Here is a 24,868-nt window from a genome sequence, read left to right on the forward strand (position 1 = left end):
CTACTCCACGGTGACGGACTTCGCAAGGTTACGCGGCTTGTCCACGTCGCAGCCGCGTGCGCGCGCCACGTAGCGGGCCAGCAGCTGCAGGTGCACCACGGCCACGAGCGGCACGATCCACTCCTCGGGGCACGGCGGGATCCACAGCACGTTCTCGCACAGCTTCGCCACGCGCTCGTCCCCGTCCGTCGCGACGGCCACGACGGTGGCGCCGCGCGCGATGGACTCCTCGATGTTGCTGACCGTCTTGTCGTGCACGTGGTCCGCCGGCACGATGGCGACCACGGGGAACCCCGGCTCGAGGAGCGCGATGGGACCGTGCTTCATCTCGCCGGCGGGATACGCCTCCGCGTGCAGGTAGCTGATCTCCTTCAGCTTCAGCGCGCCCTCGTACGCGGTGGTCGAGTTCACGCCGCGTCCCAGGAACAGCGCGGACTTCGCGTTGCAGAACACGCGCGCGGCCTGCTTGTCCTGCCACCTGCGACGGATGACCTCCTCCATGAGGGAGGGCACCTGCTCCAGGCTCGCGAAGTGGCCGCGCACCTCGTCCTCGCCCATGCTCCCGTTCGCAAGGGCAAGGCGCAGGGCGAGAAGGGCGGACGCCACCATCTGGGCGGTGTACGCCTTCGTGGAGGCGACGCAGACCTCGGGACCGGCCTGGATGTACATCGTGCCGTCCGACTCGCGCGCGGCCGAGGAGCCGAGGACGTTCGTGATCGCGAACACCTTGCAGCCGAGCGCCTTCATCCTCCTGGCGGCGGTCAGCGTGTCCGCCGTCTCGCCGGACTGGGTGATGATGACGCAGAGGGTGTGGTCGGTGACGAGCGGCTCCTTGTAGTTCAGCTCGGAGGCGTACTCGCAGAACACGGGGATCTTCGCCCAGTCCTGCACCAGCTCGCGGGCGATGAGGCTCACGTGGTACGACGTGCCGCACGCGACCATGTACACCCGGTCGATCGCGGCGAGGTCGTCGTTGCTCATGGACAGCTCGTCCAGCTCGACGCCGTGCTTGCCCAGGCGGTCCTTCAGCAGGCGCGAGATGGCGGCCGGCTGCTCCGCGATCTCCTTCGCCATGAAGTCGGAGTAGCCGCCGAGCGTCGCGGCGGAGGCGTCCCAGTCGATGTCGAGCGCCTTCGGGTGCTCGACGACGTTGCCCTCGCGGTCGACTATGTCGATGGAGCCGTCCTCGTGCAGCGTGGCGATGTCATAGTCGTCAAGCTGCAGGCAGTGCGACGTCGCCCTCGCAAGCGGCATGACGTCCGACGCCGCATAGGCGCCGTCCTTGGTGGACGCCACGACGAGGGGCGACGCCTTTCTCGTCACGACGACCTCGCCCGGGCAGTCGGCGCAGACGACGCCGAGCGCCCAGGAGCCCTCGAGCCTGTCGCACGCGTAGCGGACGGCGGAGGCGAGGTCGCCCCTCGCGGGACCGCGCCACGCGTCCTCGACCAGGTGTGCCACGACCTCGGTGTCCGTGTCGCTCTTGAAGTTGTGGCCCTCCGCCATGAGCTGGCGCCTCAGGGCCTCGTAGTTCTCGATGATGCCGTTGTGGACGACGGCGATGCGGCCGTCGCAGCTCGTGTGCGGGTGGGCGTTGCGGTCGGTCGGGGCGCCGTGCGTCGCCCAGCGCGTGTGGCCGATTCCCGTGGAACCGACGAGGTTCGCCGCGTCGCAGCGCTCCTTCAGGGCGGCGACGCGCCCGGCCACCTTCACGAGGTGGAGGTTGTCGTCCGGCGAGAGCACGGCGACGCCCGCGGAGTCGTACCCGCGATACTCCAGGGTCTGCAGCCCATAGAGGAGGAAGTCGATTGCCTGGCCCTCACCGGTGTATCCTACGACACCACACATTTGGTTACCTCCTGTGTATGCGCCCGAGGCGCAGCGTGCGTCCATGGTTAGGTGTCCATGGTACCAGCACTTGGCACCGGCCCCGCGTGGCTCCCATAAAAGACACGGTGGCCAAACCCGCGGGCCACGAGCCGCAAGCGCACACGCAAGGGGCGGGCGCCCCCAAGTGGAGTCGCCCGCCCTTCTCGCCCGCGCAAAGACGCAGGTATGTTGCCTGTCGCTACTCCTTGTACGGCTCGAGCGCATCCAGCACGATCGCATCTGCCCTCTGGCAGAGCTCGTCGGTGGGAGCCTCCGCGAGCACGCGGATGAGGGGCTCGGTGCCGGACGCGCGCACGAGCACGCGGCCGTTGCCCTCGAGGAACTCCTCGGCGCGCCTGACCGCAGCCTGGATGTCCTCGGAAGCCATGACGGCGTCCTTGTCCTGCACGCGCACGTTGATGAGGAGCTGCGGGTACAGCTTGACGGGACGCGTGAGCTCGGAGAGCTTCTCGCGCTCCGCGCGCAGGACCTCCATCACACGCAGCGACGTCATGATGCCGTCGCCGGTCTTCTCCAGGTCGCCGAAGATGATGTGCCCGGACTGCTCGCCCCCGAGGGTGTAGCCGTTCTCCATCATGCACGCCCACACGTTCTTGTCGCCGACGGCCGTGGAGACGTGGTCGATGCCCGCGGCCTCGAGCGCCTTGAAGAAGCCGAAGTTGGACATGACGGTGGGGACGACGGTGTTCTTTGCGAGGCGGCCGTGCTTCGCGAGGTAGACGCCGCACACGTACATGATGAGGTCGCCGTCGACCACGTGGCCGCGCTCGTCCACCGCGATGCAGCGGTCCGCGTCACCGTCGTAGGCGAAGCCGACGTCGAGGCCGTTCTTCACCACGAAGTCCTGCAGCCTCTCGATGTGGGTGCTGCCGCAGTCCACGTTGATGTTGAAGCCGCTCGGGGCGTTGTTGATCACGTGGGTCTCGGCGCCCATCGCGTCGAACACCGGGCGCGCGACGGAGGACGCCGCGCCGTTCGCGCAGTCGAGGCCCACCTTCACGCCCTGCATGCTGAAGCCGCACGACGCGATGAGGTGCGCGATGTAGCGGTTGCGGCCCTGCATGTAGTCCACGGTGCAGCCGATGGCGTCCCCCGTGGCGAGCGGCACGTCGAGCTCGCCGTCGATGTAGGACTCGATCTGCTCGAGGACGTCCTCCTCCATCTTGTAGCCCTCGGTGTTCACGAGCTTGATGCCGTTGTCCGTGTAGGGGTTGTGCGACGCGGTGATCATGATGCCGCAGTCGAAGCCTCCGTCCGCGGTCTCGTACGCGAGGCCCGGCGTCGGGATGACGTGGAGCATGTACGCGTCCGCGCCGGACGCGACGAGTCCGGCGACGAGGGCGCTCTCGAACATGTAGCTGGAGCGCCTCGTGTCCTTGCCCAGGATGACGCGGGCCTTCTTCCCCACGCGGGCGCCGTAGTGCCAGCCGACGAAGCGGCCGATCTTGTACGCGTGCTCGACGTCCAGCCCCTCGTTGGCCACGCCGCGGAAACCGTCCGTACCAAAGTACTTCATAGCAGACCTCTCTCGTGTGAGATGCGGCGCCCGGAGGTGTCGCCGTTGCCTACATCACCACTGTAACGAAAAAGGACCTGCCGACCAGAGTCGACAGGCCCTCCGTACGTGCATTGGAAGCCAGTGGGCCTTAGCGCTTGGAGAACTGCGGGCGCTTGCGGGCCTTCTTCAGGCCGTACTTCTTGCGCTCGACCGCGCGAGAGTCACGGGTGAGGAAGCCGGCCTTCTTGAGGTCGGTGCGGTACTCGCCAGCCTCGAGGAGGGCGCGGGCGATGCCCAGGCGGAGCGCGCCGGACTGACCGTTGATGCCGCCGCCATCGCAGTTGGCGAGGACGTCGAAGCGGTTAACGGTGTCCGTCACGCGGAACGGAGCGAGTGCGTTGTCAACGAGCTGCTGACGGCCAAAGTAGTTGAGGGCGTCGCGGCCATTGACGGTAACCTTGCCGGTGCCGGGAACGAGGCGAACGCGGGCGGTTGCCTCCTTGCGACGGCCGGTGCCGGTGTAAACAGCGGTGTTGTCAGCCATCGGTTAAGCCTCCAGATCGATCTTGACGGGGTTCTGAGCGGCGTGCGGATGCTCGGGGCCAGCGTAGACCTTGAGCTTCGTCGCCTGCTGGCGGCCGAGGGACGTGTGGGGAAGCATGCCCTTGATGGCGTGCTCGACGACACGCTCGGGGTGCTTCTCCATGGCCTCCTTGAAGGACTCCTTCTTCAGGCCACCCAGCCATCCGGAGTAGCGCCAGTACTCCTTGTGGTCGGCCTTGACGCCGGTAAGCTGGACCTTGTCGGCGTTGATGACCACCACGAAGTCACCCGTGTCGGTGTTGGGGGTGTACTGGGGCTTGTTCTTACCACGAAGGATCATGGCAGCCTTGGTAGCGAGGCGGCCAAGGGTGGCGCCGTCGGCGTCGATGAGCACCCAGTTGCGCTGGACCTCACCCTTCTTGGCGTAATGAGTCGACTTGTTCACTTGACTCCTCCATGTGCTTACTAAACAGAACGCGTTTTCCTGTGAGATTACGGGGCTCAGTGGAAAAGCTTTAGAAGTATACAACACCATGGGGCACGCGACACAAAACACGACATTCCCACACAAAAGACGCAGTTCGGGCCCGGACGACATCGCCCGGGCCCGATTGTCGTGCATTGGTCGGCCAAGGCCTGCCCGGCCCCTACCCCACCAGGATCTTCAGGTCGTCGTCCACGTTCGTGATGCCGGCGATGCCGAAGTTGTCCACGAGGACCTTCGTCACGTTCGGCGAGAGGAACGCGGGCAGCGTCGGCCCGAGGTGGATGTTCTTGACGCCAAGGGCAAGCAGGGCGAGAAGGACGATGACCGCCTTCTGCTCGTACCACGCGATGTTGAAGGCCAGGGGCAGGTCGTTCACGCCATCCAGCCCGAAGATCTCCTTCAGCTTCAACGCGATGAGCGCGAGCGAGTAGGAGTCGTTGCACTGGCCGGCGTCCAGCACGCGCGGGATGCCGGTGCCGGGGACGTTGCCGAGGCCGAGCTTGTTGTACTTGTACTTGGCGCAGCCCGCCGTGAGGATGACGACGCTCTCGGGAAGCGCGCGGGCGAAGTCCGTGTAGTAGCTACGGCTCTTCGCGCGGCCGTCGCAGCCGGCCATCACGACGAACTTCGTGATCTTGCCGGTCTTCACGGCGTCGACCACCTGGTCGGCGAGGGCGAAGACCTGGTCGTGGGCAAAGCCGCCCACGATGGAGCCCTCCTCGATCTTGGTGGGCGGCTCGCAGGTGCGGGCGAGCTCGATCAGTGCCGAGAAGTCCTTCTCGCCCTGCTCGTTGGCCTCGATGTGGGTGCAGCCGGGATATCCCGCAGAGCCGGTGGTGAACATGCGACCCTTGTAGGAGTCGCGCGGGGGCACGATGCAGTTGGTGGTCATGAGGATGGGGCCGTTGAAGCTCTCGAACTCCTCGTTCTGCCTCCACCACGCGTTGCCGTAGTTGCCCACGAGGTTGTCGTACTTCTTCAGCGCGGGATAGTAGTTCGCGGGGAGCATCTCGGAGTGCGTGTACACGTCGATGCCCGTGCCCTTGGTCTGCTCAAGCAGCATCTCGAGGTCGCGCAGGTCGTGGCCCGAGACGAGGATGCCGGGGTTCGAGCGCGGCTCGATGCTGACCTCCGTCACCTCCGGGCTGCCGTACGCACCGGTGTTCGCGGCATCCAGGAGCGCCATGCCGTCCACGCCGTGCTTGCCGAGCTCAAGGGTAAGCGCGACGAGATCGTCCACGCCCAGCGTGTCGTCCAGGGTCTTCGCCAGGGCCTCCTGCATGAACGCGTCCACGGACTCGTCGTACTTCAGCAGGGCGTTCGCGTGCGCCGTGTACGCGGAGAGGCCCTTGACGCCATAGGTGATCAGCTCGCGCAGGCTGCGTACGTCCTCGTCCTTGCACGAAAGCACGCCGACCGTCGCCGCCTTCGCGGCGAAGTCGGCGTCCTCGCCGCACCAGAGCGCGGCCTCGGGCAGGCCGTCCGTGTCGCCGAGCTTTGCCAGGAGCGACGCCTTCACGCTCAGCGTGCGTGCGATGCGCTCGCGGATGGCCGCCTCGTCGAAGTTTGCGTTGGTGATGGTGTGGAACATGTTCGTGGCAACGAGGCTGTTTACGCCGCGCGAGACGGACTCGCCCTTCGCGCGCAGCGCGCTCGTCACGGCAGACAGGCCCCTCGTCACATACACAAGGAGGTCCTGCATGGCGGCGACCTCCGGCGACTTGCCGCACACGCCGCGAATCGTGCAGCCCTTGCAGCCCGCGGTCTCCTGGCACTGGTAACAGAACATCTTGGGATCCATCGAACACCTCTCTCTGACGCGCGGCCCCCGCCGCGACCCTCACTAACGTGAGCCTACGCCAGACCGAGGTCGCAATCAGTTGCACTTGCAACAGCCACCGAGTTGCTCACAAGCCGCACGCATGAACTTCTCGCCCAGGCGCCGCGGCCGGGCGAGAAGGACGCGGCCGCGGGGTCGCGACACGGCCGCGGGCGCGGCGCGCTATGCCTCGTGGCCGATGAACGCCGCTATCTCCTCCAGGCGCGCCTCCGCCTGCTGGCGCCCCTTCACGTAGAGCGAGAGCAGCGCGCCGCCGTCCGCGCCGGTGACGTCCACGTCGACCGGGTCAGGCGGGGCGATCACCAGCACGCGCGGGTCCTGCTCCGCCTCCATGGCAAACAGCAGGTCGCGCTGGGCGTTGTAGCGCAGGTAGCGCGTCTCGAGCGCATGGGTGAAGTACGGGTAGGCGTCGTAGCGGTGGCTGCGCAGGACCAGCCCCTCGTTGCCGAGGCCCTTGACGTAGTCGCGGTCGCGCGTGAGCACCACGACGGCCCTCTGCGCGCCGTCGTAGCCGTCGACCTTGCGCGCGCCGTCCGAGCCGAGCGCCACCTCGAACGGTATGGAGTCCGTGGTGCCGCCGTCCAGGTAGCGGTTGCCGTCAACCTCCACCATCTGGGACACGCCCGGCATCGAGGCGGACGCCTGCACCTTGGCCACGTCCTCCGGGAAGCTCTTGCACTCGAGGTAGTCCGCCGTGCCGAACACCACGTTGGACGCGACGCTGAACATGCGCGTCGGGTTGCCATTGAACGTCTTAACGTCGCAGGGGTCCAGCACGTTCTGGACCTCCTCGTACATGAACTCGCCGCCGGCGATGTTGCCCGTGGTCAGAAGCGACCAGAACGACATGAACCTGCGGTCGTCCCTAAACGCGAGCATGATGCGGGCCGTGCGGCCAATCTGACGGCTCTTGAAGCTCGACGCGCTGATGGAGCCCGCCGAGACGCCCCACACGCTGCCGAAGTCGTACAGGCCATGCTCCATGAGGACGTCGAGCACGCCCGCCGTGAACATGCAGCGAAATCCTCCGCCCTCAAGCACGAGGGCCGTGTCTTGGGCCGCCATGGGCGTCCCCCTCTCTGTTGGGGCCAGGGCGCGCCGCGCCGGGCCGGCCATGCGTAGCAAAACGGCGCCGCACCCCTTGCGGGGCGGGCGCCGACGAAGTCCATGGTGGAGGCGCGGAGAATCGAACTCCGGTCCAAAGCAACTCCCTGGCAGGTGTCTACAAGCTTAGTCGCCAATTGGGTCTTGGACGCCGCGCACTTGGCGACCCGCGCTTGGCGTCCCAGCCGGTTCTTGCTTTTCCCTGGGCATACCGACTACGTCCCAGAGAGCATCTCCCTAGATGACGTCGCACCGGGGACGGGAGCGATCCCGGGATTGACGGCTGCTAGTTAATAATTAAGCAGCGAGGGCATAGCCCTGGTAAGAATCGTTGTCAATTAAATTTGACGGTACCCCTGTTTAGCGTGGCGAGGAGACCACGGCCTGCTGCCCACCTCAGAACTACCCTGTCGAAACCAGTCGCCCCCATGAGGTGCTTGGGGCCGAATGCCACCATGCGTCTGTCAAAGTGCCGTCCGGGCCGCGCCCGAACACGTAGAGTCTACCCAACTTTCCGCGCGTCAGACAGCACGACTTTTTGCACCCGGGCGAGAAGGACGAGGCCACGCACCGGCGCGACCCCGTCCTTGCGCACGTGCGCGAGGGGCCGCGGAGGCTACTCCTCCACCAGCTCGAACTGGTCAGGGCCAACGCCGCAGACGGGGCAGACGTAGTCCTCGGGAAGCTCGGGGGTGTCGACCTCGACCTCGTAGCCGCAGACCGTGCAGACGAACTTGTAGGTCTTCTTCTCGTCAGCCATGGTGTTTCCTCTCTCTATGTGGTCGTCCGCGTTCGCGGAACCGTCCCCAGTGTTCGCGACCTCCGCCGGTACGTACGAGGAGGCCTTTGGCGGCGTCTTTCCCTTCAACACCGTGTGGTAGTAAGCATACGTGAGCGGGTCCGCATCGCCAAGGGTCCTGGCGTCCTGCACTTCTCCCACAAACACCGTGTGGGTGCCCACGTCCAGCGTCGCCACGACCTTGCACGACACGACGGCGAGCACGTGCGGAAGCGGGTAGCGGTCGCCGAGCGCCGTAACAGCGGAGTCGATGCCCGCGAACTTGTCGACGTCCGCGGAGGACTTGAAGCCAAAGCGGCCCACGTACGCCATGTCGCACGTCACGTCCAGCGGGCAGAGCGCGAAGTGGCCGGCGTCCAGGATCGCCCGCTGCGTACGGTTCTGCTTGTTGACGACGACCTCTATCTGCAGCGGGGTGCTCGTGAGCTGCAGGCCGGTGTTGATGAGGCACGCCGAGGTGCCGTCGGCTCCGGACGCAGAGACGACGTAGAGCCCGGACGTGAACTTCGTGAACGCGGTGGTGTCCATCTGTCCCTCCAAACGCATGCCTTCGCCCCGCGTGGGGGCGCCTACCGTCATTCTAGGGCCTGGTGCCGCGGCGGCAAGGCGCCATGCCGCGAGCGCCGTGCCGAGCGCTACCCGCGGCTGCGCTCCTTCAGCACGCGGCGGATCTCGCGGTCAGAGTCGCGGCGCGCCATGTCCGCGCGCTTGTCGTACAGCTTCTTGCCCGTGGCGAGCGCGACGGTGAGCTTCACGCGGTTGTGCTCGTCGAAGTACATCTGAAGCGGCACGATGGCGACGCCCTTCGTGCGAAGCTTCTGCTCCATGTAGTCTATCTGCCTGCGGTGCAGCAGCAGCTTTCGCCTGCGGTCCGGGTCAGGGTTCCACACGCCGCCGTTCACGTACGGGTGGATGTGCATGCCGTTGAGCCACACCTCCCCGCCGCGTATGAGCACGAACGTGTCCGTCAGCTGCGCCGCGCGGTCGCGCAGGCTCTTGACCTCCGCGCCCGTGAGCTCGATGCCGGCCTCGAACGTCTCGTCGATCGCGTAGTTGTGGCGCGCGGCGCGGTTCTTCGATATGACCTTTATGCCGGGTCGCTTGTCCCTCGCCTTGCTAGCGGCCATCCGCGTCACCCCCGGCCGTGCCCTCGGCGCCGTCCGCCGCGCCCTTCTCGCCCGGCGCATCCTCCTTGCCCGGCGCGCCCTGGTCTGCCGCGAGGTCCTCGTCGCTCTGGCGGATCAGCCTCAGCAGCGCCATGGAGGCGTCCTCGCCCACCAGGTCGCGGGCGCGCACCGTCAGGTTGGTCGCGACGTCCTGCTGGCCGGCCTGCGCGGCGTCCGTGGCGCACATCAGCAGGCAGATGGCGATCTCCGCGTTCGCGCCGTCCGGCAGGCCCTCCTGGGCAAGAAGGTCGCGGGCCTCGTCGTCGCCAACGAGGTCTGGGTCGTGCGTGGTGCCGGCTGCCTGGTCAAGCGCCTGGTCGAGCGCGCGCTCCCTCACGCCCAGGCGACGCCCCGCGCGCAGCGCCGCCGCGGCCGTGCGCGGCTTCTGCTGCACCAGGAAGTACTCGCTGAAGTTCGCGAACGCCCGCGCGAGGTGCCGCGCGTCGCTCGCGCGCTCGAACACGGAGTACGTGAGCGCAAGGTACTCGTTTATGTCGCCGTTCACGCGGAAGAGGTCCGCGAGGTTCAGACGGTTCTCGCACCCCATGGGGTTCCAGCGCACCGCCTGCTTCAGCGCGTTCGTCGCGATGTCGTAGTCGCCGGTGTGCACGGCCGCAAGCGCAAGGTCGCCGTACAGCCGGTCCATGGGCTCGCCCACGTCGCGCAGCTCGCGCGGGTCCTTCTCCACGCGGCGGTACGCCAGGCGCTCGAAGATCGTGGGGAAGCTGAACCACTGCACCTCGTCCGTCGTGGGGCAGTTGCGGTCCACGTACTCCTCCGCGTCCTCCGCGATGCCCAGCAGCACGTCGAGCGCCTCGTCGTTCTGCCCCTCTATCATCAGGGCCTCCGCGTGCGCCAGGCCCTCCGTCATTCCACTCTCGTCCATGTTCCTCCAGCGGCAGCGCCGCCCTCGTGCCCCGCCCGCGGCGGGATTGCGTATGTGTTCTAGGCTACCCGTTGCGCGTCACTTTGATGCATGCGACGCGGCGTGCGCGTCCGCCCGCGCCGGCGCGAAGTCTATCTGCCCGCGCGCCGGGTTCGTCCCCGTGACGGTCACAGCCACGCGCTGCCCGCAGCGCCACGCGCGCCCGGACGACTCGCCCGTCAGGCACAGGCGCTTCTCGTCGTACGCAAACCACTCGTCGCCGAGCGCGCCCACGGGCACCAGGCCCTCCGCGCACGTGTCGTCCAGCGTGACGAAGAGCCCGTAGCGCTCCACGCCCACGACGACGCCCGAGAAGGACTCGCCCACGTGGCTGGCGAACAGCTCGGCCATCTTGACCTTCTGCGTGTCGCGGGCCGCGCCGTCCGCGATGCGCTCGCGGTCGGAGCACGTGCGGCACAGCTGCGCGAGGCCCCGTGCAACGTCCAGCTGCTCGCGGCCACGCGCCCGGCCCTCCAGCTGCGCCCTGAGCGCGCGGTGCACGACGTCGTCCGGGTAGCGCCTGATGGGCGACGTGAAGTGGCAGTACGCCTTCGCGCCCAGCGCGTAGTGCCCCTCGTTCTGCGGCAGGTAGACGGCCCGCTTCTGCGCGCGCAGCAGGAGCGTCGTCGCCAGGGCCTCGCCGGCGGTGCCGCGCGCCGCCGCAAGCACCTGTTGGATGGCAAACGGGTCGCCCGCGACCACGCGGTCCGTGAGCTCGCCGTGGACGAGCCCCAGCTCCGCAAGAACCGGTATGGTCTGCGCGAGCTCCTCCGGGGAAGGCCGCTCGTGCACGCGGTACGCCGCCGGCGCGTCCGCGTCCGCCAGCATCCGCGCGACGCTCTCGTTCGCGATGAGCATGGCCTCCTCCACCAGGCTCGTCGCGCGCGTCTTGCGGCGGACCTCCACCCCCGTGGGCACGCCCCTCTCGCCCAGGCGGACCCTTGCCTCGCGGGTGTCGAAGTCGATGGCGCCGCGCTCCGCCCGTCGCGCGATGCGAAGCGCCGCCACCTGGTCCAGCACCGCGATGGCCTCCGCCACCCGCGGCGCCGCGTCCGGCGCGCACGGGAGCCCCGCCGCGTCCACGCGGCCCTCCAGGAGCGCGTCCACAGTGTCGTAGTCGAGCCGTGCTGCGGAGCGTATGACCGTGGGGAACGCCTGGGCGTCCGTCACGTTGCCGCGGCGGTCCAAGCGCATGACGACGCTCATGCACAGCCGGTCCACGCCGGGCCTGAGCGAGCACACGTCGTTGCACAGGCGCTCCGGCAGCATGGGCAGCACGCGGTCCACCAGGTAGACGGAGCATCCGCGGCGCTTCGCCTCGTTGTCGACGGGCGAGTTTAGCGGCACGTAGTGCGTCACGTCCGCGATGTGGACCTCCACCTCGAAGCCGTCGTCTACGCGCCTGGCGCCCACGGCGTCGTCGAAGTCGCGGGCGTCGGTGGGGTCGATGGTGAAGACGCAGCTCGCGCGCATGTCGCGGCGCAGCGGGTCGCTCGCGAGGGCGGCCTCGGCGTCCACTGCGATCGCGTCCGCCTGCGCGAGCGCCGCCGAGGGAAAATCGCCCGGCAGGTCGTACGACGCGATGACGGACTCCACGTTGAGGTCGAGCTCCGCGGAGGAGCCCACGCGCCGGTCTATGGTGACGACGCCCGCGCTGTGGCGGGAGGGGTACTCCGTGATGCGGGCGGACACGACGTCGCCCTCCCCCACGCCCAGGCGCGCGGCGCTCTTGTCCTGCGGGATCACGAAGAAGTCCCGCTTGATCCGCGCGTCCAGCGGAACGACGGCCCCCAACGGGTCAAGGTGCCTGTAGACGCCCAGGAACGTCGTCGTCGCGCGCGTGACGACGTTCTGCACGCGCGCAAGCTTTTCTCGCCCGCGCACGTCCTGCAGGCTCACCTGCACCTCGTCGCCGCTCATGCCCTCGCGGATGCCGCCGCGCGCCACGGGAAACGTCCCCTCCGGCGTCTGCACCTCCGCGACGCCGGGCCTCATCACGCGCAGCGTTCCGGTGAGAAGGACGTGCGCCTTGCGCTTGCCCTCCCGTCCGGGACGGCGACGGTTTCCCCTGTGCGGGCGCTTGCGTCCCATGCGAGACCTCCTTTGGTAGGGAAAGGCGGCGTGACCCGCAGGCCGCGCCGCCTTTGTACGAGGACGATGCCGGTTGCTTGGCTAGACCTTGAGGTAGCGCCTCATGGCAATCATAGAGCCAAACATGCCGAGGAGCATGCCGATTACGATGAGCCCCGCGTACGTGCCCGCCAGCACGTGCGCCGGCAGGTCGAACGAGAGGAACTTCAGGCTGTTCTGGAGCCTGGGCATGACGACGGCGAGGGCGGCGTTGAGCGTCACGACCGCCAGGACGGAGCCGAAGAGCGCCTCGAGCAGGCCCTCCATCATGAACGGCCCACGGATGAAGCCGTTCGAGGCACCGACCAGGCGCATGATCGCGATCTCGCGGCGACGCGCCGAGATGGCGAGGCGGATGGTGTTGTTGATGAACACGAACGCGATGAACGCGAGCAGCGCCACGAGCACAATCGCACCGATGCGCAGGTAGTAGGTGACGCTGAACAGGCGCTCCACCGTCTCGCGGCCGTACTGGACGGAGTCGCTGGGGTTGGAGGAGTTGTCCGCGACCTTCGCGAAGTCCGCGTTCTTGACGAGCCTGTTCGCCACCTTCTCCACGTCCTGCGGGTCCGACAGCTTGATCACGAGCGAGGCGGGCACGGGGTTCTCGCCGTCGAGGGCGGCGACGGCGTCCGCGGCGTTGCGGTTGCTCATCGTCTCCTTGTACTGCTTGAGCGCCTCCTCCTTGCTCTTGTACGAGACGGACTCGACGTACTTCCAGCCATCGACCTTCTTCTGGAGCGCCTCGACGGCCGTCTTGTCCGCGTTGTCCGAGAGGAACGCCTGGATGGTAACGCGGTCCTCCACGTTGCCGACGAGGTTGCCGACGAGCACGGAGCCGAGCACGAACATGCCGATCACGAAGAGCGACAGGAAGATCGTCACGATTGCCCCGAGCACCGTGGACCAGTTGCGACGGAAGTGGCGGAAGGCCTCGTGGAGCGAGTACCCAATGTTAGATGGCACCATAGAAGCCGTAGCCTCCCTTCTCCTGATCGCGCACCACATGGCCGGCCTCGAGGGCGATCACGCGCCTGCGCATGGAATCGACCATCTCGCGGTCATGGGTCGCCATGACGACGGTGGTCCCCGTACGGTTGATGCGGTCGAGCAGCCTCATGATGCCGAGCGAGATGGCCGGGTCGAGGTTGCCCGTCGGCTCGTCGCACACCAGGAGCGGCGGGCGGTTGACCATGGCACGGGCAACGGAGACGCGCTGCTGCTCGCCGCCGGAGAGCTGGTCGGGGTAGTTGTCCATCTTCTCGGCAAGGCCGACGAGGCGCAGCGTCTCGGGCACCTGGACCTTGATGACCGCGCGCGGCTTGCCGATGCACTCGAGCGCGAACGCGACGTTCTCGTACACCGTCTTGTCCGGCAGGAGCTTGAAGTCCTGGTAGACCGTGCCGATCTGGCGACGGAGGTACGGGACCTTCCTGTCGCGTAGCTTCGTGAGGTCCTGGCCCGCGACGATGACCTTGCCGCTCGTGGCGCGCAGCTCGCGCGTGAGGAGCTTGAGCAGGGTCGACTTGCCCGAGCCGGAGTGGCCGACGACGAACACGAACTCGCCGGGATAGATGTCGAGGCTCACGCCGTCGAGCGCGGGCTTGTTGGGCTGGGCCGAGTAGATGAGTGTTGCGTTTCTGAGCGAGATGGTCGGCCTGCCCGTGTGGGGTACCACGCGGTTGCCGTCATCCTGCAGGGGCGCGAAGACGCTTTTGGTCTCGGGCTGCGACTCGATGTCGCCCGCGGTCTGCGACACCACGAGGCCCTCGCCCTGTGGTGCCTGCGGCGCGTCCTCGGGGGTGTGCGCCGTTACCGTGGTGACAGGCTGCAGGGGCTCGGCGTCCGCGGGCGCCTGGGGCGCGGGGTCTGCCGGTGTCTGCGCAGCCGGCACCGCGTGCGCCGCCGCGCTGCGGACGTTCGCCGCCTCCTCCCGCACGATGGCGTCTACATGGGACTGCGGGTCATGGGACCCGCCGCCCTGGACCGCATCGGCCTGCGGGACCTGCGGACTCGTGGAGTCAAGCCTGTCGTCCCCCTGCCGCTCGCTGCTGCGAAAGTGGTTGGCCACTAGAGCTCCTTTTTCTACAAAGCGATACTGACAGAATCTTGTTAAGTCTACCCGGAAACGCAGGTGCGGAGCACGGCGACGCCGGCGTAGCACAGATTAACCAGAGCGCCAAAGAAGTCCAAGGCGCGCTGGCGAGAAGGTCCGCGGCCTTGGGGGGCACGCCCTTCTCGCCAGCGTTCGCCCCTTGCCCGCACCCTACGAGCCGATGCGCGTGAAGCCCTCGCCGAAGGCCTCGTGGACCTCGGAGACCACCACGATCGCGTCCGGGTCGACCTCGCCCACGATCTGCTTCAGGCGGGCGGTCTCGGTCCTGCCGCACACGCACATGAGGACGGGCCGGTCGTTGCCGCTCCAGACGCCGCGCGCCCGGAGCTCCGTGCAGCCGCGACCGAGGTCGTACATGATTGCGTTCGCGATCTCCTCGTGCTTGCCCGATATGACGTACGCCATGCGCGCCGTGCGTGGGCCGTCGACGACCGCGTCTATAACGCGTCCGCCAATGTACATGGCGACGCCGGCGAACAGGGCGTTCCGGAGCGAGAACACCGGGATCGACGCGATGACGATCACGCCGTCGATAAGTATGCTCAGCGTGCCGAGCGGCATGCCTATGCGCTTTGCGATGAGCTGCGCCACGATGTCCGTGCCGCCGGTGTTGCCGCCGGAAAGGAAGACGACGCCAACGCCCGCGCCCACGAACACGCCGCCCCAGATGGCGGATATCAGCAGGTCGCCATGGGTGGGCACCGGCAGCACGGGCGCAAGCGCGTCGATCACGAAGCCGGATACCAGGATGCCGGCGATGCTGCGCGTCACGTAGGACCAGTCGCGCGTGCGCAGCACCACGTACACCAGAAGCACGATGTTCATGGCGATGGTCTGTATGCCGACGGGAAGCGTGACGCCCGCCGCCTTGCCCACCGCGTAGATGATGGTCGCCAGACCCGTGAGTCCTCCGGCCGCGATGCCGTTTGGCAGCTCGAAGCAGTCGATCCCGATGGCAAACAGCACCGAGCCCGCAACTATCAGGAGCGCGTCCTTCGCCGCACGCCTCCAGTCGAACCTGTGCCTCATTCGTCACCCCCGCCGACGCGCCACCTGTGATAGCCAATCACAAACGGGTCGAGGTCGCCGTCCTTCAGCACGGCGTCCACGTTGCCCGTCTCGATGCCCGTGCGCAGGTCCTTCACCATCTTGTACGGGTACAGGACGTAGCTCCTGATCTGGTTGCCAAAGCCTATGTCGCGCTTCGGGCCGCGCAGCTCGTCGATCTCGGCCTCGCGCTTCGCGAGCTCGCGCTCGTACAGGCGGCTGCGCAGGATGCCCATGGCGATGGCCTTGTTCTGGATCTGGCTGCGCTCGTTCTGGCACGTGACGACCGTGCCGGTGGGTATGTGCGTTATTCTCACCGCGGAGTCGGTGGTGTTGACCCCCTGCCCGCCGTGGCCCGTCGCGTGGTAGACGTCGATCCGCAGGTCCTGGGGGTCGATGTCCACGGTCACGTCGTCCGGCAGCACCGGCAGCACCTCCACGCCCGCAAACGTGGTCTGCCGGCGCTTCTTGTCGTCGGTGGGAGAGATCCTCACCAGCCGGTGCACGCCCTGCTCCGCGCGAAGCATGCCGTATGCGTTTCTGCCGGACACCGTGAACGTCGCCCGGTCGATGCCGATGACATCTGCCGCGGGGGCGTCGTTCACGTCCACCTTCCAGCCGCGCCGCTCGCAGTAGCGCAGGTACATGTGGAAAAGCATGTCGCACCAGTCCTGCGCCTCGAGCCCGCCCTGTCCGGGCGTCACCGTCACGATGGCGTCGCCGTGGTCGAACTCCCCCGTAAACCACGTGGAGAGCTCCAGCTCCCCAAGGTCCGACACCAGCCGCTCCAGCGTCGAGCTCGCCTCGGCGAGAAGGTCCTCGTCTCCGGTCTCCTCGCCCAGCTCAAGGGCAGCCTTCACGTCCTCGAGCTCCGAGCGCGCGGAGTCGATGGCCACGACGTCCTCCTTGGCGCGCGTCAGCTGCTCCATGGTCCTGCTCGCGCCCTCGGCATCCTCCCAGAACCCGGGCTCGGCGCTCAGCTTCTCGAGCTCGGCCACCTTGCCGCGCTTCTCGTCCACGTGGAGGTAGTCCTCCACCTTGTCGAGCCTCTCGGATAGCCCCTCGATGTCTTCTCTGGAGATGTCAGTCATTTCCCACGCTTTGCTATCGGTTCCTGCCGTGGCAGTTCTTGAACTTCTTTCCGCTTCCGCAGGGGCAGGGGTCGTTGCGTCCGACGCCCACGTACGGGTCGGGGTCATCGGCCTTGCGGTACGTCGTCGGCTTGTCCGGGGCGGCCATGTGCCTCGCGCCGCCCGGGGCGCCGGCGCGTTCGCTCATCTCCGCCCTGTGGGAGGACTGGTCGCCGTCGACGTCCGCGGGACCGGAGTACTTCGCGCCCCTCAGGTCGTCGGACTCGTCGGCCTCCGTCAGCGGCGCCGCAAGCTCCAGACGCAGGATCGTGCGCAGGAAGTCCTCGTACATCGTGTTCACGAGCTCAGTAAACGCCGCGAACGCCTCCGTCTTGTACTCCACGAGCGGGTCGCGCTGGCCAAAGCCCCTCAGCCCGATGCCAGTCTTCAGGTAGTCCATCTCCTGCAGGTACGCCATCCACCTCGTGTCGATGACGCGCAGCATCACCTGGGCCGAGAGCTGCTGCATGATGTCGTCGGACAGCAGCTTCGACTTGGCGTCGTAGCACTCGATCACGTAGTCGTACACGGCGTCCGCAATGGCGTCGCGGTCCTCGTCGTCCTCGAACTCCGGCAGGTCCGTCCTGCCGGTCAGCTCCACGACCCACTTGCGCAGTCCCTCGACGTCCCAGTCGCTCGGGTCGACGTTCTCGCCGCAGAACTCCTGCACCCTGCGGTCGACGGTCCCGCGAGTCACCTCCGCCACGTGCGCCACGAGGTCCTTCCCGTCGAGGATCTTGTTCCTCTCCTCGTAGATCACCTGGCGCTGCTTGTTCATGACGTCGTCGTAGTCGAGGACGTTCTTGCGCATGGCGAAGTTTATCTCCTCCACCTTGCGCTGGGCGCTCTCCACGGCCTTCGTGACCATCTTCGCCTGGATCGGCATGTCGTCCGGCATGTCGTACTTCGTCATCATCGCGGAGATGCGGTCCATGCGGTCCCCGCCGAACAGCCTCATCAGGTCATCCTCAAGCGAGAGGTAGAACTGCGTCTCGCCGGGGTCGCCCTGGCGGCCGGCACGACCGCGGAGCTGGTTGTCGATGCGTCGGCTCTCGTGGCGCTCGGTGCCGATCACGCACAGTCCGCCAGCCGCGAGCACATGCTCCTTCTCGCGCGCGCAGATCTCCTTCGCCTTCTTCAGGTACGGTGCGCGCATCTCCGCGCTCACGCCCTCGCTCACGTCGATGCCGTCGTCCTGCATGAGGTCGATGGCAAGCACGTCGGGGTTGCCGCCCAAAAGGATGTCCGTACCACGACCGGCCATGTTCGTTGCGATGGTGACGGCACCCTCGCGGCCGGCCTGTGCCACGATCTGCGCCTCGCGCTCGTGGAACTTCGCGTTCAGCACCGCATGCTTGATGCCACGCTTATCCAGAATGCGCGAGAGACGCTCGGAGCTCTCAATCGACACCGTGCCAACCAGGACGGGCTGGCCGGTCGCGTGCCTCTTCGCAACGTCGTCCGCCACGGCGTTGAACTTCGCCTCGACCGTCCTGTACACCAGGTCGTCGTGGTCGATGCGCTGCACGGGCTTGTTGGGCGGAATCACCTGCACGGGCAGGTTGTAGATCTCCCTGAACTCCGCGTCCTCCGTCATGGCGGTTCCCGTCATGCCCGAGAGCTTGTCGTAAAGGCGGAAGTAGTTCTGCAGCGTGATGGTCGCGAGCGTCTGGTTCTCCTCGCGGATGTACACGCCCTCCTTCGCCTCGATCGCCTGGTGCAGGCCCTCGGAGTAGCGCCTGCCCTCCATGATGCGGCCCGTGAACTCGTCGACGATCTTGACCTCGCCGTCCACCACGACGTACTGCTGGTCCCTGTGGAACATGTACTGGGCCTTCAGGGCCTGCTGTAGGTGGTTGACGAGCTGCCCGGACATGTCCGAGTAGATGTTGTCGATCCCCAGGCTCCGCTCGATCTTCCTCAGTCCCTGGTCCGTCGCCGCGATGGTGTGCTTCGCCTCGTCCATCTCGAAGTCGACGTCGGGCGTCAGCCCGCGCACGGCCCGCGCGAAGTCCTTGTACGTGCTCGCGGACTTCGTTCCCGCGCCCGAGATGATGAGCGGGGTCCTCGCCTCGTCGATCAGGATGGAGTCGACCTCGTCCACGATCGCGAAGTGGTGACCGCGCTGCACGCGCATGTCCGCGCGACCAACCATGTTGTCGCGCAGGTAGTCGAAGCCAAACTCCGAGTTCGTGCCGTACGTCACGTCCGCATTGTACGCGGGCTTCTTCATGTCCAGCCTCATGCCGTTCTGCAGGATGCCGACGCTCATGCCCAGGAACTTGTAGACCTGGCCCATCCACTCGCTGTCGCGCTTCGCAAGGTAGTCGTTCACGGTGACGATGTGCACGCCCTCGCCCGGAATCGCGTTCAGGTAGCCGGCGAGCGTCGACACGAGCGTCTTGCCCTCGCCGGTCTTCATCTCCGCGATCATGCCCCGGTGAAGCGCGATGCCGCCGATCACCTGCACGTCGAAGTGCCTCATGCCAAGCGTCCTGACCGACGCCTCCCTCACCGTGGCAAATGCCTCGGGGAGAAGATCGTCCAGCGTCTCGCCGTTGGCGTACCTCTCGCGGAAGAGCACGGTCTGGCCCCTGAGCTCCTCGTCGCTCAGTGCCTTGACCTGCGGCTCGAGGTCGTTGACCTTCTCCGCTATCGCTTCAAACTCCTTTAGCTGCTTATCCGCGCCATGAGAAAGCAATTTAGAAAAAAAGTTTGGCATAATCTTTCCTCTGGACATCAGCCTGCGCGGCGACCGCGGGCACATTAATCAACGCTCCCACTTTATCAATAGGAGGCAGCAAGCGCAGCGCACGCCCGTGTAACCATCAAATTGGCACCGCCCGCGGTCACCTTCGCACCTCTCCTAGGAAGCCTCCTCGTCGACCTCAGCTGCAACCCCGTCTATTTTCTCAGCCGTCAGGCTGCTCCCGCTGTGTTCCAGGGCCTCGTCCACGCTCTTCCTGACCGGCTCCGACGGCAGCGCGTGGTACTTATGGACAAGAGCGTCCTTGTAGCGACGATACGCCGTCACGATCTCTGCGGTCCGGCCAAGCACGCCCAGCGCAGTCACGTACTGCAGCAGGGCGTCCTCGCGTAACGAGTCATCCTTGAGCGCCTCTCCCGACAATTGTGACGCGAGGTACGTCTTCCCCTCCCGCAGCGCAGCCTTGGCACCGGCCACCATCACGTCGGCATGCAGAGTCGCAAGCGACTCCATGCGACTCTCGATAGCCCCGGAGGGGTCGTCGATCATCTCTGCGACACCACCAGAGTAGATGTCCCTCGCCTCGCTTGCCAGAGCCACGACGCTTCTGTCCATGCCCTCACTTGAAAGCGCGTCGTTCGCACGGGCCTCGAACTCGTCCACATCTATAGTGACCTTCGCCATGTCGAGGGCAATCCTACCCGAAGACCGTCCCGTTAAGATGACGGATTCCCTGTCATCACCAACCCTAAGAATCTTGCGAGCAAGGCAGACCGTCTCGTAGAGCTTCTGGTTCCCCGTGCTGTAGTCGTAGTCGCCCCAGACCATATTGATTGCCTCGCGCTTGGCAAGGGAGTGTCCTCTTGTCAGGGCAAGCGCATAGACGAGGTTTCTTCCACGCCGTGCGCCAAGTGCGCTTACGGGAAGCTCTCTTCCATCGATTGCCACGGAAAACGTTCCGAGCGTCCTGATTCTCACCGGTTTGTCACCCTTCTCCTTGTCACCCTCGCCAAAGTTCCGCTCAGGTACGTCCCCCTGGTCCTGAGACTCGTTCATCGCACCAAGCAGGCTCGAGGAATATCGGACCCAATTCGCAGGCATGATGGACCTGATGTTTCTCGAAGCCTGACCGCAGTCGTTCAGGAGCAGATTTAGTGCCCAGAGAATCTCCCTCGAGCAGGTTGACCGCTGGAGCACATCGAATCGGACGGGACTGCTCGTGTCGCCCCGGGAGGCCTGCGCAAGCATCCTCCTCAGATCGTTCAGGGCGCCAACCGCAGGACCAGAGCCGCGAGACCGAACCTTGCCCTCAAGCTCCGTCCCAGCTGCAACCTCGATTGCATCGGCGACCAAGCTCGCAGCCGCGCAGAGGTAGTCAGCCGAGGCATCGCGAGCCAGCGATGCTGCTCGTTTCGCCCTTACGCTCGCGCTTGCATAGGCCTTCATCCTCAAGTCTGCCACCGCAGCCGCAATGAGAAATGCCGACTGAGGTACCAAGTCGTCTGTCGACCCGAGTCTTGTCACGATTTTCTCGACCTCGGGGAAGGTAGTCACCCGACCCATTAGGATGCGAAGCGCCGACCGCATCCCCAGATGTATGGAGGCGAGTCTTCCCGACCCGCATTCCGTGAATACCTCCAGCGGCGATCCCGTGCCGCTTCCATTGCGCGCAGGCACCTCGCCAAGCATCATCTCGCAAATATAGAAGTCGTCTGCAAGCATGGCCGCTGGAATACCGTCCATCCTCTTTCTTCCCGGATTGTCGAGCAGGGCATCAAAGCCGGCCAGAAACTTGCCATCCACGATGTATTTTGCTGCGTGCAGATGGTCATACATCAGCTCTATTTGGTCGTCGTCCAAGTTCGGGTTGCGTCGTATCCTCGCGATTCGACGTCCTGACATCAGCTCGCGACAGGCGCCGAGCATTGCGGCATGCCGAAGCGCAGATTTTTCGTACACGTCGGTTTTCGTCAAAGCGCTGCAGGACTCGCGAAGGCCGACCGCCTCATCCCTCTTCGCCGAGACCTCCGCAACGGCAAGGCTGTTGATCAGCGCCCTCTGCTGCGCGGCATCGTCATTTGGATCCGAAAGACGAATCGACCTCGACACCAATGACGCGTGTCCAGCGCACACCAGGTCGACGCCATGTCGCGAGGCGAACGACATTGCGAGGGCGGAGTCACGAATCGCGTCGAGCACAAACCCCATGCGTCGATACTCCCCTCGCCTTCCGAGCGTGTCGGCAACATTCAGCGCGACATACTCCGCGTTCTCACACGCTTCCGCAATCTCTTGCCTGCAATCATGAAAGACCTCTAGGTCACTTACTCCGGCGACATGAAAAGAAGAGTCCGCCACAGACACCCCGAAGAATGGCGCTTCTCGTTCAAGCAGAGACAACGACTCTTCGTCCGCATGCTGACAAATGCGGACGGCGTCATCCAGGGATCCGCTGCCAAGAAGCAGGAGGGAAAGTCGAAGCTCGATTTCCTCGTTTGGAAGAGAGTCTCGAACCGCATCCGCAATCATTTCGCGGATAGCCTTTCGATACGTATGCCCGCCACGGTCAATTCTCTCTCCGATTTGATAATCAGACTTGAGAGCGGTAATCAGCTTCGGGATACCGTTCGTCAGGGTGGTACCTTGGCCTGGGTATGACCTGGCAAGAAGCCTGTGCATGTCCATAACAAATGGGTTCTCCAGCACGTCGATCAACCCTTCGCATTCGGGTCTGAGCGCAATTACGACGATACATCCGGCGTTCGACATCTTTTTCACCGCCCGAGCTATGCGCGAGTAAGAACGTTCGTCAGCAGCCGGCACATCATCGACGCAAACGGTGATTCTGGGAGAACCTTCCGACTGCTGCACAGTCTCCCTAGAAAAGCGTACGAACCTTTGTCCAAGCTCATTCTCGTCGCACTTCTTAAGGGAGATTGTCTTAATTCCAGCGCCAATACTCCTCTCGTGCGCAGCAATGCAATCCAAGAAGAATGACTTACCAACCCCAGCGTCGCCGCAGATTACTACGACCTTCTCTCGAGAGCTAACCACGTTGCTCCACGCGCCCATCAGCTCGTTGCGAGAGGGTAGCGTGCACGTTCTAAGCTCGGAGAAACTATCTTCCTCAGAATCGATAATCGGGTGCATCTGCATTCGGATTCCTTTCACGTCTGTCGCCTGTAGAGCATCACTTACTAATAGATGCACCATATTTGCAGGAATCTCATTGTGAAATTGTATGAATTTTTGTACTGAATATTCAATCGAAGCAGATGACTGCAAGTTTCGCGGCAACTTCGAACTCTTCTTTACGAAAAACGCCGCATCCGGCTACTTTCGTTCCGGATACGGCCTATTTCGTTCTATTTCATTTCTTCTTTTATACCTTAAATATATACGCACTACTTGAATTGTCTTCATTGTCGCAGGAAATCGATGGAATATATCAAAAATAGGGCAACAAACAATTCCATGCTGACAGCAATCTATCACATTGCACGGCAATCATGGCTTATCTTAGGCACCTGTGGGCCGCAAGGAATCTTCAGTGTCCAAGACACGCACAAGTCACCATGGAAGTTCATACAACTAGCTGCTTTTGTTCATCGTACGTTGTCTGCGAGATTTCGACTATTTATCTAGCACAACTAAGAACAGTTTTATATGCCCCACACAACTCCGGCGCGAGACGCGAAAATGCCCCTAGTTGGTCAGCGACGTCCTGCTCTCCCACGGACTCGCTCCGCAGTACCATCGGCGCTCGGGGGCTTAACTTCTGGGTTCGGAATGGGACCAGGTGTGCCTCCCCTGCCATGGTCGCTGACCAACTAGGGGCATTCTTCGGTTCCGGGGCCGGCTCCGCCGTGCCCTGGGGGCCGCACAGCGCGACAAGGCGAACTTCCCAAGAAGACCGCTCCGATCCGGAGCCACGTATAGTGGGAAGAAGAGCTCGACCGATTAGTACTGCTCGGCTGAGCGCCTCGCGGCGCTTGCACCTGCAGCCTATCAACCTCGTCGTCTACGAGGGGTCTTACCGAAAGGAAAACTCATCTCGGGATGGGCTTCCCGCTTAGATGCTTTCAGCGGTTATCCCGACCGGACTCAGCTACCGGGCAGTGCCATTAGGTTGACAACCCGTACACCGGAGGTCCGTCCACCCCGGTCCTCTCGTACTAGGGGCAGCCTCCCTCAGTTTTCCTACGCCCACGGAGGATAGGGACCGAACTGTCTCACGACGTTCTGAACCCAGCTCGCGTACCGCTTTAAATGGCGAACAGCCATACCCTTGGGACCTGCTCCAGCCCCAGGATGCGATGAGCCGACATCGAGGTGCCAAACCTTCCCGTCGATGTGGACTCTTGGGGAAGATCAGCCTGTTATCCCCGGAGTACCTTTTATCCGTTGAGCGACGGCCATTCCACTCTGAGCCGCCGGATCACTAGAACCTGGTTTCCCATCTGCTCGACTCGTGGGTCTCGCAGTCAAGCCTGCTTATGCTCTTGCACTCAAAAGGGTGGTTGCCGACCATCCTGAGCAGACCTTACGTGCGCCTCCGTTACACTTTAGGAGGCGACCGCCCCAGTCAAACTACCCACCAGACACGGTCCCCCGCCCGGATCACGGCGCGGGGTTAGGCTGCCAGAACGTCGAGGGTGGTATTCCAAGGGCGACTCCCCAGAGACTGGCGTCCCTGGTTCACTGTCTCCCACCTATCCTCTACACGACGGACCGGCAGCCAATGTCTAGCTGCAGTAAAGGTTCACGGGGTCTTTCCGTCCTTCCGCGGGTAAGTCGCATCTTCACGACTAGTGCAATTTCACCGGGTCTATGGTTGAGACAGCGTCCAAATCGTTACGCCTTTCGTGCAGGTCGGAACTTACCCGACAAGGAATTTCGCTACCTTAGGACCGTTATAGTTACGGCCGCCGTTTACCGGGGCTTAGATTCGCTGCTTCGCTCGCGCTGACAGCTCCTCGTGACCTTCCGGCACCGGGCAGGCGTCAGACCCTATACGTCGTCTTACGACTTCAGCAGAGTCCTGTGTTTTTGATAAACAGTCGTTTGGACCTCTTCGCTGCGGCCGACCCTGGCTCGGGGAGCAAGTCCCTCCACCCAGGCCGGCACCCCTTCTCCCGAAGTTACGGGGCAGTTTTGCCGAGTTCCTTAACCATAGTTCTCCCGATCGCCTTGGTATGTTCTACCCACCCACCTGTGTCGGTTTGCGGTACGGGCTCCTAGCGGCTCCCTAGGGGTTTTTCTCGGAAGCATGGGCTCACTCACTTCGCTCAATCGTTTCGTCCGCCACCTCAGCCTTCGCGAGAGGCGCGTTTCACTACCTCTCGGCCTACGTGGCCTCACGGGGACGTCCAGAACCCCGCTGAGCTACCCTTCTTCGTCGCCCCGTCGGTGATAGCGTCGCGTCGGAGGTGCAGGAATGTCCACCTGCTGTGCATCGGCTACGCCTTCCGGCCTCGCCTTAGCTC

General features: G+C 64.8%; 16 protein-coding genes, 2 rRNA genes, 1 other RNA gene and 1 pseudogene (1 of these 20 cut by a window edge). All 20 read right to left on the bottom strand.

The features are described from left to right. On the bottom strand, nt 1-1,848 hold the full coding sequence (gene glmS / locus ACTQWE_RS06475) for a glutamine--fructose-6-phosphate transaminase (isomerizing) (protein ID WP_441856742.1): 1,848 nt from the start codon (nt 1,846-1,848) through the stop codon (nt 1-3). A gap of 220 nt (nt 1,849-2,068) precedes the next feature. Continuing rightward, entirely contained in the window at nt 2,069-3,406 is a 1,338-nt protein-coding gene (gene glmM, locus ACTQWE_RS06480) for a phosphoglucosamine mutase (protein WP_170103622.1), read from the bottom strand. A gap of 130 nt (nt 3,407-3,536) precedes the next feature. Beyond that, nucleotides 3,537-3,932 carry a 30S ribosomal protein S9 gene (gene rpsI / locus ACTQWE_RS06485; RefSeq protein WP_441921427.1) on the bottom strand — a complete coding sequence of 132 codons (396 nt, stop codon included), beginning with the start codon at nt 3,930-3,932 and terminating at the stop codon, nt 3,537-3,539. A 3-nt stretch (nt 3,933-3,935) separates the two neighbouring features. Beyond that, nucleotides 3,936-4,376: a 50S ribosomal protein L13 gene (gene rplM, locus ACTQWE_RS06490; RefSeq protein ID WP_090846835.1), complete on the bottom strand. Its 441-nt coding sequence runs from the start codon at nt 4,374-4,376 to the stop codon at nt 3,936-3,938. Between the two features lie 202 nt (nt 4,377-4,578). After that, nucleotides 4,579-6,219 carry a hydroxylamine reductase gene (hcp, locus tag ACTQWE_RS06495; RefSeq protein ID WP_441856743.1) on the bottom strand — a complete coding sequence of 547 codons (1,641 nt, stop codon included), beginning with the start codon at nt 6,217-6,219 and terminating at the stop codon, nt 4,579-4,581. Between the two features lie 201 nt (nt 6,220-6,420). Next, on the bottom strand, nt 6,421-7,323 hold the full coding sequence (locus tag ACTQWE_RS06500; protein ID WP_441856744.1) for a patatin-like phospholipase family protein: 903 nt from the start codon (nt 7,321-7,323) through the stop codon (nt 6,421-6,423). Between the two features lie 103 nt (nt 7,324-7,426). Further along, nucleotides 7,427-7,790, bottom strand: a transfer-messenger RNA (tmRNA) gene (gene ssrA / locus ACTQWE_RS06505). 188 nt (nt 7,791-7,978) lie between these two features. Beyond that, the gene (locus ACTQWE_RS06510) at nt 7,979-8,122 is read right to left on the bottom strand and encodes a rubredoxin-like domain-containing protein (protein WP_197674403.1); all 144 of its coding nucleotides are present in this window, start codon (nt 8,120-8,122) and stop codon (nt 7,979-7,981) included. 135 nt (nt 8,123-8,257) lie between these two features. Further along, a pseudogene (locus tag ACTQWE_RS06515) lies at nt 8,258-8,740 on the bottom strand (flavin reductase family protein); the annotation flags it as partial. Nucleotides 8,741-8,796: 56 nt separating this feature from the next. Then, complete coding sequence (smpB, locus tag ACTQWE_RS06520) at nt 8,797-9,288, bottom strand: SsrA-binding protein SmpB (RefSeq protein WP_441856745.1); 492 nt, start codon at nt 9,286-9,288, stop codon at nt 8,797-8,799. Beyond that, on the bottom strand, nt 9,278-10,213 hold the full coding sequence (locus ACTQWE_RS06525) for a hypothetical protein (RefSeq protein WP_441856746.1): 936 nt from the start codon (nt 10,211-10,213) through the stop codon (nt 9,278-9,280). The genes smpB and ACTQWE_RS06525 overlap by 11 nt, the downstream gene beginning before the upstream one ends. Before the next feature lie 78 nt (nt 10,214-10,291). After that, entirely contained in the window at nt 10,292-12,343 is a 2,052-nt protein-coding gene (locus ACTQWE_RS06530; protein ID WP_441856747.1) for a ribonuclease R family protein, read from the bottom strand. 81 nt (nt 12,344-12,424) lie between these two features. Next, nucleotides 12,425-13,351, bottom strand: a complete 927-nt coding sequence (gene ftsX, locus ACTQWE_RS06535) for a permease-like cell division protein FtsX (protein WP_441856748.1) — start codon at nt 13,349-13,351, stop codon at nt 12,425-12,427. Then, a complete protein-coding gene (gene ftsE / locus ACTQWE_RS06540; RefSeq protein ID WP_441856749.1) occupies nt 13,338-14,453 on the bottom strand; it encodes a cell division ATP-binding protein FtsE in 1,116 nt (371 codons plus the stop codon). The genes ftsX and ftsE overlap by 14 nt, the downstream gene beginning before the upstream one ends. A gap of 195 nt (nt 14,454-14,648) precedes the next feature. After that, nucleotides 14,649-15,527: a YitT family protein gene (locus ACTQWE_RS06545; RefSeq protein ID WP_170103613.1), complete on the bottom strand. Its 879-nt coding sequence runs from the start codon at nt 15,525-15,527 to the stop codon at nt 14,649-14,651. Next, nucleotides 15,524-16,636, bottom strand: a complete 1,113-nt coding sequence (gene prfB, locus ACTQWE_RS06550; protein ID WP_170103612.1) for a peptide chain release factor 2 — start codon at nt 16,634-16,636, stop codon at nt 15,524-15,526. The genes ACTQWE_RS06545 and prfB overlap by 4 nt, the downstream gene beginning before the upstream one ends. Before the next feature lie 13 nt (nt 16,637-16,649). Then, the gene (gene secA, locus ACTQWE_RS06555; RefSeq protein ID WP_441856750.1) at nt 16,650-19,397 is read right to left on the bottom strand and encodes a preprotein translocase subunit SecA; all 2,748 of its coding nucleotides are present in this window, start codon (nt 19,395-19,397) and stop codon (nt 16,650-16,652) included. Nucleotides 19,398-19,541: 144 nt separating this feature from the next. Then, a complete protein-coding gene (locus ACTQWE_RS06560) occupies nt 19,542-22,538 on the bottom strand; it encodes an AfsR/SARP family transcriptional regulator (RefSeq protein ID WP_441856751.1) in 2,997 nt (998 codons plus the stop codon). A 555-nt stretch (nt 22,539-23,093) separates the two neighbouring features. Further along, nucleotides 23,094-23,209: ribosomal RNA gene (gene rrf / locus ACTQWE_RS06565) — 5S ribosomal RNA — on the bottom strand. A gap of 113 nt (nt 23,210-23,322) precedes the next feature. Continuing rightward, nucleotides 23,323-24,868: ribosomal RNA gene (locus ACTQWE_RS06570) — 23S ribosomal RNA — on the bottom strand (it continues 1,389 nt past the right edge of the window).

Origin of the sequence: Parafannyhessea sp. LCP19S3_B1, from assembly GCF_052121955.1 — a bacterium.
GTDB lineage: Bacteria > Actinomycetota > Coriobacteriia > Coriobacteriales > Atopobiaceae > Parafannyhessea.

Excerpts from the sequence above, each read along its gene's own strand:
- ACTQWE_RS06560 (WP_441856751.1), bottom strand. The coding sequence starts at position 22,538 with ATGCAGATGCACCCGATTATCGATTCTGAGGAAGATAGTTTCTCCGAG.
- prfB (WP_170103612.1), bottom strand. The coding sequence starts at position 16,636 with ATGACTGACATCTCCAGAGAAGACATCGAGGGGCTATCCGAGAGGCTC.
- secA (WP_441856750.1), bottom strand. The coding sequence starts at position 19,397 with ATGCCAAACTTTTTTTCTAAATTGCTTTCTCATGGCGCGGATAAGCAG.
- rpsI (WP_441921427.1), bottom strand. The coding sequence starts at position 3,932 with ATGGCTGACAACACCGCTGTTTACACCGGCACCGGCCGTCGCAAGGAG.
- smpB (WP_441856745.1), bottom strand. The coding sequence starts at position 9,288 with ATGGCCGCTAGCAAGGCGAGGGACAAGCGACCCGGCATAAAGGTCATA.
- ACTQWE_RS06530 (WP_441856747.1), bottom strand. The coding sequence starts at position 12,343 with ATGGGACGCAAGCGCCCGCACAGGGGAAACCGTCGCCGTCCCGGACGG.
- ftsX (WP_441856748.1), bottom strand. The coding sequence starts at position 13,351 with ATGGTGCCATCTAACATTGGGTACTCGCTCCACGAGGCCTTCCGCCAC.
- ACTQWE_RS06510 (WP_197674403.1), bottom strand. The coding sequence starts at position 8,122 with ATGGCTGACGAGAAGAAGACCTACAAGTTCGTCTGCACGGTCTGCGGC.
- glmS (WP_441856742.1), bottom strand. The coding sequence starts at position 1,848 with ATGTGTGGTGTCGTAGGATACACCGGTGAGGGCCAGGCAATCGACTTC.
- glmM (WP_170103622.1), bottom strand. The coding sequence starts at position 3,406 with ATGAAGTACTTTGGTACGGACGGTTTCCGCGGCGTGGCCAACGAGGGG.
- ACTQWE_RS06525 (WP_441856746.1), bottom strand. The coding sequence starts at position 10,213 with ATGGACGAGAGTGGAATGACGGAGGGCCTGGCGCACGCGGAGGCCCTG.
- hcp (WP_441856743.1), bottom strand. The coding sequence starts at position 6,219 with ATGGATCCCAAGATGTTCTGTTACCAGTGCCAGGAGACCGCGGGCTGC.
- ACTQWE_RS06500 (WP_441856744.1), bottom strand. The coding sequence starts at position 7,323 with ATGGCGGCCCAAGACACGGCCCTCGTGCTTGAGGGCGGAGGATTTCGC.
- ACTQWE_RS06545 (WP_170103613.1), bottom strand. The coding sequence starts at position 15,527 with ATGAGGCACAGGTTCGACTGGAGGCGTGCGGCGAAGGACGCGCTCCTG.